Here is a 13,339-nt window from a genome sequence, read left to right as displayed (position 1 = left end):
AATTCAGGACAGTACTCATGGCTCGCAAGCAGAAAAGCAGCAAACAGTCGGTGATCAAGGCGATCTCCGTATCGGTCATCGGCGCCAGCAGTTCGATCGCGCTGGCCGCGCCCACCGGCGGCAGTGTCGTGGCCGGTACGGCCAGCATCGACCAGACCCAGGCGCTGCAGACCATCATCAACCAGGCCTCGCAGAAGGCAGTGATCAACTGGACCGATTTCAACATCTCACCGAATGAGCTGGTCCAGTTCATTCAGGCCGGCGGCGCCAATGCGGTGACCCTCAACAAGGTGTTCGGCAGCCAGGTATCGAACATCCAGGGCGCTCTGGAGGCCAACGGCAATGTCTTTCTGATCAACCCCAACGGCATCGTCTTCGGCGCCAACGCGCGGATCGACGTCGCCGGCCTGCTGGCCACCACGCTGAACATCGACAACGACTCGTTCATGAACGGCAACAGCTTCAGCTTCGCTCAGGAGGCCTCCAAGGACCTGGCGAAGGTGTCGGTCCAGCAGGGGGCCGAAATCACCCTCAACCGCGACGGCTTCGTCTATCTGATTGCGCCGCAAGTGGACAATGCCGGCAACATCACCGGCTACGGTGCCGCCAACGTCGGCCGCGTGACGCTGGCCGCCGGCAATACCTTCAATGTCGACCTGACCAACAACCAATTGGTCAACTTCGCCGTTAGCGGTGAACAGCTGTCGGCCGTCACCGACACCAACCAGTTGGGTGTGAGCAATAGCGGCGAGATCAAGGCGACCAATGTGCTGCTGGCCGGCAATGCGGCGTCCGAGCTGATGTCTTCGGTGGTCAATAACAGTGGCGTGATCGAGGCGACGACCCTCGATATCAGCGGAGCCAAGATCGAGCAGGACGGCGAAGTAACCGCAACCACTGCCACCCTTGCTGCCACCGACAACATCACCACCGGCAGCAACAGCAGCACCCGGGCAAACACCCTGAACCTGAGCGTCACCGCGGACGGCGCGTCGGTGGGTGCCGAAGGCGTTGCCCTGCGCGTGGATGCCGACGTGCTCAACGCCAGCGCCAGCAATGGCCACGTGATCGTCACCGACGTAGACGGTGGCGTTGCACTGGGTGAGATCACCACTGGCATCACCGATGCCTCGGTGCAGAACCGCGCGATCATCACCGCGCAGAACGGCAGCATCACCAGTGCTGACACCAGCAAGAGCAACGTTGCCGCCTGGTCGGCGAACCTGGTCTCCGACGGCTCCGTGGGCGCTGCTGGCGCAGCCATTCAGACGGAAGTCGACGTGCTGACCGCCTCGACCCAGGACGGTGGAATCTATGTGCAGGACCGCGATGGCTCGCTGATCGTCGGTGACGTCACCGTCCGCGAAAAAGTGACCGTCAGCGGCGTGACCAGCTCGGTTACGGCACTCAGCGACAGCAGCGGCAACATCCGCCTGTCCAATGGGGCCATCGGCAGCAAGGACATCGTCATCGGTGCTCAGGACAGCCTGATCGTGTCGGGTAACGTGACCGCCACCAAGGACCTAACCCTGTCTTCGCAAGAGGGTTCGGTACTCAACGCCGGAAGCGGCAATCAAATCATTGGGCAGACCATCAGCCTCGACGCTGCGGGTGGCGGCGTTGGCACCAACGGCGCCGCCTTCAGTCTGCAGAGCGAAACCGTGAATGCCGCAGCAGCGGACGGCGGCGTCTACCTGACCGAAAACAACGGGCTGACCATCGGCACCATCAGCGCTTCCGGCAGTGATAGCAACGTCTCGGTCGGCGTCACCAGCGGCAACCTGAATCTGGGTCAGATCAGCGCCGACGGTGATGTCGCTCTGACGGTTTCCGCTGGCACGGTCACCGACAACAACGCTAGCGCGAATAACGTGACGGCAGATGCGCTGAGCATTACCTCGCAAGGCGCTATCGGCACCGCGGCGAACGGACTGGAGCTAACGGTCGATCGCCTGACGGCGGTGACCAAGGCGGTCCAGGCGGGGGTCTTCGCCAGTAACAGCAAAGCACTGGATGCGCTCAGCGTCACCACGCCCAATGGCGACGTCAACGTCGATTTCACCGGAGGCCAGCTGCTGTTCAACCGCAACACCGGTTCGCTCTCGCTGACCAGTGCGCAAGCGTTGGCGCTGAATTTCAGGAACACCGCGGGCAACCTGATCCTCAATGGCGTCAATGCAGGCGCCCAGGGAAGCGTTGTCCTCGATGCTTCCAGTGCAATCACCCAGGGCAGCGGCAATCTGGTGGCAGGCGATGCCAAGTTGCTCGCTTCCGGCAACATCGGCAGTGCCGACACCGCATTGCGGACCCAGGCCGGTTCGCTGGACCTCACCAGCAAGCAGGGTATCGTCAACGTCGCCAACAGCGGCGGCAGCCAACTGACTCTCTCGGCTCAAGCCAATGGCACCACCGGTGCCGTCACCGTGCAGCACGATGGCGACCTGCAGGTCGATTCGGTCATCGCCAAGAACGGCGTGCAATTGACCACCACCGGTGCCATCACCCAGGCCGACGATGCCGTTGGCGCCGCGGTGAGCGCAGCGTCCGTGAACCTTTCTGGCTCGGCCATCGGCAGTGACCAGAAAGCCTTCGCCACCAGTGTGGCCGGCAACGTCGAACTGAATGCCAGCACTGGCGATATCAACTACAGCAACGCCGGTACGGTCACCCGCCTCGACGCGACCGCCGCCGGTAAGATGACGATCGCCAACGCCGGCGACGTCGGTGTCGGCACGCTGCAGGCAGGACAGTCGATCAGCTTCGCCATCTCGGGCAACGCCACTGATGCCAATGGCACCGGCGTGAACTTCACCGCGACCGGCCTGAATGCGTCCGCCAAGGGTTTCGGCAGCAGCAGCGATGCGCTGGAAATCAACGTCGATACGCTCTACGTGAATACCCTCAACGGAGGTATCTACGCGCGTCAGGCCGACGGCCGGACCTTGACCCTGGTCGCTGCAAAAAGCGGTGGCTCGGGCAGCCACATCGACATCGCCACGGCTGGAAACATGGGCCTTGGCGTCGTCTCGGCTGGCGGCAACAACGTCACCCTGGCGGCCGGCGGCAGCATTGAGGACGCCCGCGCCGACGGTGACAGCAGTGCCAACGTCACCGCTCGTTCGCTCGACATCAGCGCGCCCGGCGGTATCGGCATCAATGGCGACCTGGATTTGGACGTCAGCTTCCTCTCCGCAGCTGGCGGCGAGCACGGTGTCAGCGCATCGAATGCCGGCGCCATCGCCGTGGACAGTGCCACGCTGAGCGGCAAGGGGGCGAGCAAGATCACCATCATCGCCACCAGTATCACGATACTGAACAACAACGGTGGCATCACCACTATGGATAGCGGCGGCGAGCTCACGCTGACCGCTACCGACGGCAACATCGTCTTTCTCAACCGTAATGACACCATCTACCTGCCGGGGGGGGGCAGCATCACCCTGACCGCGCTGTCGAAGTCCGCCCTGGACGGCTACAGCGGCGTGATCATCGTCGGCAACCTGAGGACCGACGGCGGTGACATCAAGCTGCAGGCCGAATCCAACATCACCATCGGCATGCTCGACACCAGTGGCAACGGCGGGCTTGGTGACGTCTCGGTACTTTCGCGCAACGGGGTGATCCTGGATGGCAACGGTACCGCGCAGAACATCGTTGGCGACCACGTCACGCTGGAGGCCAGCACGCCGTCGCTGAGCACGGCGGAGTTGACGCGCGAGACCGCTATCTCCGAGTATGCTGCGAAGCAGGCCGAGCTCGCCGCCAAGCTGCTCCAACTGCAGATTCTCCAGCAGCAACTGGAAAGCTATGAGGCCCTGGTCACCTCCGCGTCGATTCAGCAGCAGTTGGCCGACTTGAACCAGCGCATCGCCGCCGCTTCGGCAAGAGCCCAGCAGGCAACGGTCGATGACCTCTCAGCGACCTTTGACACCCTGAACACGGTTCTCGCTGCCGCCACCGTTGTACGTAACGCGGCTGCCGTGATCGCGGGTGCCGCGCAGGCCATTCCGTTTTCCGGCGACGCTGGCGCGGATGCCGCCTTCGCTGTCGTAGACCTGGCCATGTCGGCTGCCGAGCTGGCCGTCTCCGAGTTCGAGAACGCCATACTGTCTCCGGCCGAGGATACCCTGGCCGAGCTGTACAACACCTTCGACCGCGCCGATGCGGCGCTGACTGATGCCGCGACCAACCTGGCGACTGTCACCGTGATCCGCGACACCACGCAGACCTCGAAGGAAATGGCCGATCTAGCCGTATTCAAGGCTACCGTGGCGCGCGATGCCTCCGAGCAGGTGCGTCAGCAGGCGATTTCCGCCTACCAGTTGAACAAGGACATCGATAGCTCGGCGGAGAAGCCGCTTGGCATCTCTTCCAACACGCTGGACGTGAACAAGGGCGGCACGCTGAATACCGACCTCTACCTCGACTCCACTGGCAACCTCGGCCTAGGCGATATCAGCGTCGCGGACGGTAAGAAGATCGTCGCTTCCGCGACGGGCAACGTGAGTGTGATTGGCAGCGTCGTCAGCGACACGTTCATCGGCCTGACTGCCGGCAGCGCCATTCTTGGCGGTGGCGGAACGCTGTTCTCGCCGGACATGCTGCTGGTGGCCGGCAACGGTATCGGTGAAAACGACACGCTGAATACCCAGACCGATCGGCTGGCGGCGAATGCCGGCAGCGGCGGGGTGGACATCACCAACCGCAATGCAGGCGCACTGCTGAGTATCTCCCAGCAGGGGGCAGTCAAGGGCATTACCGCCGCACGTGACATCAGTGTGGACACCGATGGCTCGCTGTCCATCGACCAACTGATACAGGGCAGCTCCGGTGTGCATGCGGTCAACCTCACCAGCGGCGGCGCCATCATCGATGGCAACGATGCCGCGCGCAACGTGCAGGGCGGCACGCTGAACGTGGTGGCTGAAAATGCCATCGAGCTGGATACCGAAGTTTCCGAGCTGAACGCCCAGGTTGTCGGTAACGGCGACATCACCGTGCGTGAGGCCAGTGATTTGTACGTGAACACGGTTTCCACGCCGGATGGCAACGTGGACATCGCTGCCGAAGGCAGCATGACCGTCGGCAGTATCAGCGCAAGCAGCCTGTCGGACCACGGCCTTCACCTGTCGAACCTGACTGCGCCGCTCAGCAAAGGCAACGTGACGCTCACCGCTCAGGGCAATATTGACGACGATCAGGATAACAGCACCCTGATCGAAGCCGATCGCCTCTCCCTGCAGGCCACCGGCTCAGTCGGCGCCAACGGCGCGGTCGCCACGCGTGCGCTGGACCTGTCGATCAACACCGTGGCGGTGGCCGCCAGTGGCGAAGTCAACCTGTCCGAAGCGGACGATCTGCACGTCGAAAGCATCGACACCGACCACGGTAACGTGACGGTATCCAGTGCGGCGGGCTCGCTGAACATCGGTACGCTCGAAACTCGCGGCACCGGTGCCACCGTGACCCTGATCGCGGACCAGCGCATCGACAACGCCAGCCTCGATGGCAGCAGCAACGTCAATGCCAGCAACCTGGCGATGATCGCCGGCAGCGGTGTTGGTACCAATGGTGCGCTGAACATCCAGGCCCACCGCCTGGAGGCGTCCGGCGGCACGGGTGGCATCGACGTGCTCGATCTGGCTGATGGTCTGATCATCGGTGGCACCACCACCAACCTCGACCTGGACGCCATCAGTGGTCTGCAGGCAAGTGGCGGCAATATCCGGGTGCGGGCCACGGGTGGCAATCTCACCGTCGAAGAGACGGTCAACAATGCCGCCAACACCGGCAGCATCGACCTGATCGCGGATCAATTGGTCACGCTCGATGCTGTCGTCAGCGGCCAGGCCGACATCGGCGTTGACGCCGGCACCAGCGTCGCGCAGAACGCCGACATCCGCACCGCCAATGGCGCGGTGGCGGTGAATGCCGGTGGCGACATCGTCATGGCCGATGTGACCACCCAGGTCACCGGTGCTGGTTCCATCGCCTACAACGCGGGCGGCAATGTCGTTGCCGACCGTCTCGACGTGGTCAGCGGCAGCGTGGTGGTCGGCGCCGAAGAGGGCGACGTCAGCCTGAACGACGTGGTCAGCGCTTCTGGCAACGTCACCGTCGGTGCCGGCGCAGACGTCGCGCAGAACGCCGACATCCGCACCGCCAATGGCGCGGTGGCGGTGAATGCCGGTGGCGATATCGACATGCTTGCTGGAATCGCAACCGAGGTAAGCACGGCAGGAGACGTTAGCTACACCGCCGGTGGCAATGTGCTCGTCTCGGAGATCGCCACGGCCGACGGGGATGTGCACCTGACCGCGACGGAAGGCACCATCAACGTCACCGGCAACGCGGCGCAGAACGTCCAGGCCAACGGGCTCTTCGCCACGGCGGCCAATGGCATCGGTCAACTGCTCAAGGCGGTGCTCACCAAGGTCGATACCCTGGTCGCCGAAGTCACCGGTTCCGGTTCGATCCATGTCAACGAAGCCGATGCACTGCGGATCGACAAGGCCAAGGCCGATGGCCTCGTCGCGATCACTGCGGCGGGCAATATCGAAGCGCACGGCGTGCAAGCGGGTACTGCGAGCCTGCTCAGCGCCGATGGCACGCTGACTACCACCAGCGACGGTGCGATCATTGCCGGCGAGCTGCTGGCCAGTGCCAGGCAGGGCATCGATGTGCGTACCCAGGTAGGCAGCGTCGAAGCCGCCGTCACTGGCAACGGTGATCTGCGCATCGACGAAGCCGACGGTATCCAACTGACCAGCCTGACGACTGCGAATGGCGACATCGACGTTTCGGCGGGGGGTGACATTGCCGTCGACCGCGTCGTCGCCAGCGCAGGCCAGGACGATGTCAGCCTGAGCTCGGCAGGTGCCATCGTCGCCCAGCGTGGCGCTGTGGTCGCTGACGAAACCATTCGAGCCAACAATGTCGTGCTGAATGCCGCCCAGGGTATCGGTAGCGGCACTCAGGGTGCACTGAGTCTCGACGTCAACCACATCGATGCGCTGACCACCTCCGGCAATCTGGTTCTGGTCCAAAGCAACGAAGTGGTGCTGGATTCGGTCGTTGCTCAGTCGGGCAATGTCGACGTGAGCGTACTGAACGGTGATGTGACCCTCGGCGACGTAACCGCCAGCGGTTCGGCCACTCTGGCCGCGACCAATGGGGCGCTACTCGACGATGGCGACAGCACGAGCCGGGTGAGCGCGAGCAACCTGGTTCTCGATGCAGCCAGCGGCATCGGCGGCACCGATGGGCTGCAGACCGCGGCCGGCTCCCTGGTTGCCACCGTCCGCCAGACGGGCGATGTGGTAATCAACGAGCTGAACGGTCTGTCCAACCTAAGTGTCACTGCCGCCGATGGTGATGTGCGGGTGACCAGTGCCAGCGGCAACATCGGTGTCAACACCATCCAGGCTGGCGGTCACCAAGTAACGCTGAATGCCGCCACGGGGGCGGTGCACGATGCGCTCAACAACAACGCCAACAACATCACTGCGGCGCGCCTCTCGGTGAGCGGTGCCACCGGTGTCGGCCAGTCGAGCAATGCTCTGGAAGTCACTGTCGACAGCTTGCAGGCTGCCGGCGGTAGCGGCGGGGTATACATCCGCAATCTCGGCACCGGTCCGCTGACGCTGGAAAATGCCGACAACCAGAGCGCTGCGCTTCTGGCCAGTGGCGGTAACATCCAGCTGACCACTGCAGGTGACCTGAATGTGGTCGGCGATGTAGTCAACACCGGCGGCGCTGCCATGCTGACGGCTACCGGCGATATCGATCAGGACGGCGACATCAAGGCGCGTGACAAGGTCGCGCTGCAAAGCGGCGGCGCCATCACCATGGGCGACGGCACTCTGACCAGCTCCAGCAATGGCGACGTCAGCTATGCGGCGCAAGAGCAGATCGCGGTCAGCCAGATCGAGACCCGTACAGGCGTGGGGGGTGGTATCGTCACCTTCGTCGCGCCGACGATTCTCGATAACATGCCTGGCGTAGCCAACGTCAAGGCATGGGTGATCGACCTCGGTGGCACTTCGAGTTCCACCGCCCTGGCTCAGGAACTCGTCGGGGAGATGGCGGAGTCTGCGCTGGTTCGTCTGAACTACCGGGTGATCGGCGGCAGTCTGGCCGAAAGCCGTCGGTTCATGGACCAGCTGTTGACGCCGGTTCCGATGCAGCGGACGAGCGCTGCGCTGCTGGCCGACATGGCCGGTCCGCCCCAGCAACTCGTGACCCCCACGCGCAGCTTTATGGAAGATAAGGACGGCAACCTGATCTACGGCAAGTAAGTCGAAGACCGTCCAGGAAAACCGCCAGGGTTGATCAGCCCTGGCGGTTTTTTTTTCGTCCAGGCCAAAGGACTCGCCCAGCAGGGCGAAACCAGAAAGTTTCTATGCCCTCGGTAATCAGTTCGGCATTGAGACTTCAGGCCAATCCCTGATCCGAACCAATACCCAGCCTTGCCACTCCGGTGTTAGTTGGGCTTCGGCGCGCCGCCGTCCGACCAGCCTGCCTCTGCCCGACCGGCCGAGCGGTCTTCAATAGATCGCCTGATACAGCTTGCGCCGATAAACGGTAACCAGCGGGTGGTCGTTGCCCAGCAGATCGAACACCTGCAACAGGGTCTTGTGCGGCAGCCCTTCGGCGTAGCCGCGGTTGCGCACGAAGAGTTTCAGCAGCCCGTCCAGCGCGGCTTCGTATTGCTGGCGGGCCAGTTGCTGGACCGCCAGCTGATAGGCCGCTTCGTCATCTTCGCCGTTCTGCGCCAGGCGGCTTTTCAGCGTGGCGACTTCCGGCAGGTCGTTGGCCTGGCGCAGGAAGGTCAGTTGCGCGAGAGCACCGGCCAGGGCCTGTTTGTGCTCCTCACCCTTCACGGCGTTGAGTACCGTCTCGGCCTCGCCCAGCTCGCCGCGCTCGGCCAGGCAGCGGGCATAGAGGATCAGCGCGGCACCATTCTCGTTGTCCTCGGCCAGCAGCTGCTGCAGCTGGGCTTCGGCCTCGGCGAAGCGGCCTTCGGCGAATAGCGCCTGGGCATTTTCCAGCAGATCGCCTTCTGGCGTGGACGGCGCCTGTACATGGGGTTCGAGCATGGCGCGGATGGCCGACTCCGGCTGCGCGCCGGCGAAGCCGTCCACTGGCTGGCCATCCTTGAACAGCACCACGGTCGGCAGGCTGCGGATGCCGAAGCGGGCGACGATGTCCTGCTCGATGTCGCAGTCGACCTTGGCCAGCAGCAGCTCGCCCTGGTACTCCTCGGCGATCTTCGCCAGCAGCGGCATCAGCGCCTTGCACGGGGCGCACCATTCGGCCCAGAAGTCGACCAGTACCGGCTTGTGGAAGGAGTTCTCGAGAACCAGCTGTTCGAAGCTGGTGGTGGTGACATCGAAGATATAGGGCGTCTGGCTCATCGGGATTCTCGTGGGCGACGGATGGCGTGAAAGCTGAGCATGGTATGTGGGGGCGCTCACGGCGGGAAGCAAGGGCTCGCACGATGTGTGGTGCCGGGCTCAGGTGGTCGCCTTGGGCGCCTGCAATGGCCAGCGTCCCTTTTCCACGTAGCGCGCGCCGTCCGGGGTATTCTGCGACAGGTAGAGCACGAAATGCTCGGCCCGCCAGCTGAACGCTGGCGCGGGGCCGTGCGGGCGGTTGCGGGCCTGGCGGGTCAGGGTCAGGTGCGGCAGGAAGGGCCGGCTGTCGAGCACCACGCCCTGGGCGGCGAGCCGTTCGTTCAGGGTTGCGACGAGATACTCCAGCGCCGCCGGCGTTTCGCTCGGCCGCAGGCAGACGAAGCCCTTGCCGATGGTGGTCAGCCGGTCCAGAGTCAGCTGGAACGCCGGGCATTGCACCGCGGCGCCCAGGGCGAGTAGCGCCTCGAGGCGGTCGACGGGCTGCGCGCCGAGAAAGGCCAGGGTCAGATGCAGGTTGGCGCGGGAGACCGGCCGGCCGTCCAGCGCCCGTTCGTCGCGCCAGGTGCAGATGGCCGCGGCCTGCTCGGTGGGGCAGGGCAGGGCGAAGAACAGGCGCAGGGTTCCCTCGCTCATTATGTCCTCCGGTACCTATCGCACGGCATGGTAGAGGCTGACCTGGCGGAACTCCGCGGGCTCGGCCAGATCCGGCCAGGTACAGGCGTCCAGCACGTCCAGCCGGCGATACAGCGGATGGGTGAAGTCGCGTATCCGCGAGTCGGCCACCAGCGCCTCGCGCCCGCGGCCGAGAAAGTGATCCAGCAGCGGCAGGTTGGCGCGGTCGTAGAGCACGTCGGCGACGATGATCAGGTCGTAGCGATCGTCCTCGCCGAAGAAGTCATCCGAATAGCGCAGCTCGACACCATTGAGCGCGGCATTCGCCCGGCAGGCCGCCAGCGCCAGCGGGTCCAGGTCGCAGGCCACGACTTCGGCGGCGCCCGCCCGGGCGGCGGCGATCGCGGCGACGCCGGAGCCGGCACCGAAATCCAGCACGCGCTTGCCACGCACCCACTCCGGCCGCTCGGCCAGCCAGCGCGCCAGCACCAGGCCGCTGGCCCAGCAGAAGCTCCAGTAGGGCGGCTCTTCGAGAATCCGCCGGGTCTCCTCGGGGCTGAAGGCGCGATCCATGTTCGCCGCATCGATCAGCCACAGGCGCAGGTCGGTGCCCGGCAGCGCTTCGGCCACCAGCCGCGCATCGCCCAGCAACCCGTTCAGCGCCGCCTGCAGCTGCGCGGGTGGCGTCACGGTGCGGGGACCAGTTGCAGCGGTCCCAGTGCCTGGCTGGCCGGGCTGGCGATGGTGCGCGGCGGCAGGCGCATGATCAACTGGCCGGCGCGCGTGACCCGGCCGCGCAGTTCGACCCGCTGGTTGGGCGGAAAGGCGTCGGGGTTGAACTGCAGGATGAATGGCAGCTCCGAGCCGCGGCCCTTGAGCCGCACGTTGCTCAGCAGGCGGTCGGGCTGGTCGCGGCGATCGACCTCGAGCAGCGCCAGTTCGACCTCGCTGTCGACCGGCGCGCCGAGCAGGCTGCCGCTCAGCTCGTTGAGCAGCTTCGAATGCGGGGCGGCGCTCAGTTCGATGGCGGGCGTCGGCGGCTCGCTGGGCGGGCTGCTACAACCGGCGAGCACGGCCAGCAGGGCGAACGGAAGGGCGGGGCGTAGCGGCACGGAGGGCTCCTGGACAACGGCGAATGCGGGCTTGTATAGCAGCAAAGCCGCCGCCTTGTCTTGCCGGTCGGATGCGCTACCATGGCCGTCCCGACGTACGACCGATTCCAGCCCATGCATTGTCCCTTCTGCAGTGCCCACGACACCAAGGTCATCGATTCCCGCCTGGTCGCCGAGGGCGATCAGGTCCGCCGTCGCCGCGAATGCCTGGCCTGCGGCGAACGCTTCACCACCTTCGAAACCGCCGAGCTGGTGATGCCGCGGCTGATCAAGCAGGACGGCAGCCGCCAGCCGTTCGACGAGCAGAAACTGCGCGCCGGCATGCAGCGCGCGCTGGAGAAGCGCCCGGTCAGCGTCGAGCGCCTGGAAGCGGCCATCGCCCACATCAAGCATCAGCTGCGTGCCACCGGCGAGCGCGAGATCAAGTCGCGGGTGCTCGGCGAACTGGTGATGGCCGAGTTGCAGAAGCTCGACGAGGTCGCCTATATCCGCTTCGCCTCGGTATACCGCCGCTTCCAGGACCTCAACGAGTTCCGCGAGGAAATCGAACGGCTGTCCCGCGAGCCCGCGAAGAACGAATGAACGCCGCCGATCACGCCTGGATGGCCCGCGCGCTGCAGCTGGCGCGCAAGGGGCTGTATTCGACGCATCCCAACCCGCGGGTCGGCTGCGTCATCGTCGCGGACGGCGAACGGGTCGGCGAAGGCTGGCACCTACGCGCCGGCGAGCCGCATGCCGAAGTCCACGCGCTGCGCCAGGCCGGCGAGCGCGCGCGCGGCGCCACCGCCTATGTCACCCTCGAGCCCTGCAGCCACCACGGGCGCACGCCGCCCTGTGCCGAAGCGCTGGTCGCGGCGGGCGTCGGCCGCGTGGTAGCAGCGATGCAGGACCCCAACCCGCAGGTCGCCGGCCGTGGCCTGGCGCGGCTGCGCAGCGTTGGTATCGAGGTCGCCAGCGGCGTGCTGGAGACCGAAGCGCGCGAACTCAACGCGGGCTTCATCAAGCGCATGGAAAGCGGCCTGCCGTTCGTTCGCGCCAAGCTGGCGATGAGCCTCGATGGTCGCACCGCGATGGCCAGCGGCGAAAGCCAGTGGATCACCGGTGCGGCGGCGCGCGCCGAGGTGCAGCGCCTGCGCGCCCGTTCCAGCGTGGTGCTGACCGGTGCCGACACCGTGTTGATGGACGATGCTCGGCTGACCGTCCGTGCCGCCGAGCTGGGACTGGATGCACAAACCACCGCGTTGGCGCTGCAGCGTCCGCCGCAGCGGGTGTTGATCGATGGACGCCTGCGCGTGCCGCTGGAGGCGCCGTTCTTCCAGGCCGGAGCGGCGCTGGTCGCCACCACTGCCGCCGGGCGCGAGGAGGCCTACCGCGACGCCGGCCATGAACTGCTGGTGTTGGGGCAGGAGCGTGTCGATCTCGCCGCGCTGCTGCACGAGCTGGCCGCGCGTGGCGCCAACGAAGTGCTGGTCGAGGCAGGGCCGCGGCTGGTCGGCGCCTTTGCCAGCCTCGGGCTGATCGACGAGTACCGGATTTTCGTCGCCGCCAAGTTCCTCGGCTCCTCGGCGCGGCCGTTGCTGGAGCTGCCGCTGGAACGCATGAGCGAGGCGCGCGAGCTGAAGATCGTCGACATCCGCGCGGTGGGCGAGGACTGGATGATCGTGGCGCAGCCGCGAGGCTAGCCAGCCCCCTCTCCCCCCCCCCGGNCCCTCTCCCGCCAGGGGAGAGGGGCGTCGGGACAAACAAAAAGGCTCTATCCCACTTGCGTGTTGCTCGAATTGTCGAGGTGTTCTGAGCGTCCGTAGACATCATGGATTGACCTGCCCCACCTCGAGAACGCGGGTTATGTTTTCGGAGTGGGAAACACCTTCAACACAGAGCCGCATCGAGGGGGACAGGTCATGAATGAGTTTAACCAAGTCTATGTGGGTTTGGACGTACATAAAGCGACGATTGCCGTAGCGGTGGCGCGTCCTGGGCGCGGAGAGCCGGAGTATCACGGCACTATCGTGAACAGTGACGCGGCGGTGCGCAAACTGCTCAAGCAGTTGAGCCGGCCGGGTGAGTCGCTGAGTTTTTGCTACGAGGCAGGCCCCTGCGGCTACGGCCTTTACCGTGATCTGACAGCACTGGGCCATGGCTGCGCGGTGGTGGCGCCCTCGCTGATTCCGCGCAAGGCGGGCGAGCGGTTGAAAACCG

Annotated in this window: 7 protein-coding genes and 1 pseudogene; 4 read left to right on the top strand and 4 right to left on the bottom strand. The window is 65.2% G+C overall.

Annotation, left to right across the window (positions count from 1 at the left end; genetic code table 11):
- Positions 1-17: 17 nt before the first annotated feature.
- On the top strand, positions 18-8,297 hold the full coding sequence (locus IN820_RS18075; RefSeq protein ID WP_193682307.1) for a two-partner secretion domain-containing protein: 8,280 nt from the start codon (positions 18-20) through the stop codon (positions 8,295-8,297).
- Between the two features lie 249 nt (positions 8,298-8,546).
- On the opposite strand, the gene trxA is transcribed toward IN820_RS18075, so the two are convergent.
- The 4 genes from trxA to IN820_RS18055 form a co-directional block, all read right to left on the bottom strand.
- Entirely contained in the window at positions 8,547-9,416 is an 870-nt protein-coding gene (trxA, locus tag IN820_RS18070) for a thioredoxin (protein WP_193682306.1), read from the bottom strand.
- Between the two features lie 99 nt (positions 9,417-9,515).
- A complete protein-coding gene (gene thpR / locus IN820_RS18065) occupies positions 9,516-10,049 on the bottom strand; it encodes an RNA 2',3'-cyclic phosphodiesterase (RefSeq protein WP_193682305.1) in 534 nt (177 codons plus the stop codon).
- Positions 10,050-10,064: 15 nt separating this feature from the next.
- A complete protein-coding gene (locus tag IN820_RS18060; protein WP_193682304.1) occupies positions 10,065-10,718 on the bottom strand; it encodes a class I SAM-dependent methyltransferase in 654 nt (217 codons plus the stop codon).
- The gene (locus IN820_RS18055) at positions 10,715-11,140 is read right to left on the bottom strand and encodes a YbaY family lipoprotein (protein ID WP_328822107.1); all 426 of its coding nucleotides are present in this window, start codon (positions 11,138-11,140) and stop codon (positions 10,715-10,717) included. The genes IN820_RS18060 and IN820_RS18055 overlap by 4 nt, the downstream gene beginning before the upstream one ends.
- Positions 11,141-11,254: 114 nt before the next feature.
- Here IN820_RS18055 and nrdR point away from each other — a divergent pair, with 114 nt between their 5' ends.
- The 3 genes and pseudogenes from nrdR to IN820_RS18040 all read left to right on the top strand — a co-directional run.
- A complete protein-coding gene (gene nrdR, locus IN820_RS18050) occupies positions 11,255-11,722 on the top strand; it encodes a transcriptional regulator NrdR (protein ID WP_193682302.1) in 468 nt (155 codons plus the stop codon).
- Positions 11,719-12,822 (top strand): bifunctional diaminohydroxyphosphoribosylaminopyrimidine deaminase/5-amino-6-(5-phosphoribosylamino)uracil reductase RibD, encoded by a 1,104-nt coding sequence (gene ribD / locus IN820_RS18045; RefSeq protein WP_193682301.1) that lies wholly within the window; start codon positions 11,719-11,721, stop codon positions 12,820-12,822. Before nrdR ends, ribD begins: the two co-directional genes overlap by 4 nt.
- A 219-nt stretch (positions 12,823-13,041) precedes the next feature.
- Positions 13,042-13,339 (top strand): annotated as a pseudogene (locus IN820_RS18040) (IS110 family transposase); the annotation flags it as partial.

Origin of the sequence: Pseudomonas lopnurensis (assembly GCF_015070855.1) — a bacterium.
Taxonomy (GTDB): domain Bacteria; phylum Pseudomonadota; class Gammaproteobacteria; order Pseudomonadales; family Pseudomonadaceae; genus Stutzerimonas; species Stutzerimonas lopnurensis.
The sequence above is the reverse complement of the archived record's forward strand: the minus strand, read 5'-3'. Positions and strand labels throughout refer to the sequence as shown.

Bases quoted from the DNA above. Each gene is read 5' to 3' on its own strand.
- IN820_RS18075 (WP_193682307.1), top strand. From the start codon at position 18: ATGGCTCGCAAGCAGAAAAGCAGCAAACAGTCGGTGATCAAGGCGATC.
- trxA (WP_193682306.1), bottom strand. From the start codon at position 9,416: ATGAGCCAGACGCCCTATATCTTCGATGTCACCACCACCAGCTTCGAA.
- thpR (WP_193682305.1), bottom strand. From the start codon at position 10,049: ATGAGCGAGGGAACCCTGCGCCTGTTCTTCGCCCTGCCCTGCCCCACC.
- nrdR (WP_193682302.1), top strand. From the start codon at position 11,255: ATGCATTGTCCCTTCTGCAGTGCCCACGACACCAAGGTCATCGATTCC.
- ribD (WP_193682301.1), top strand. From the start codon at position 11,719: ATGAACGCCGCCGATCACGCCTGGATGGCCCGCGCGCTGCAGCTGGCG.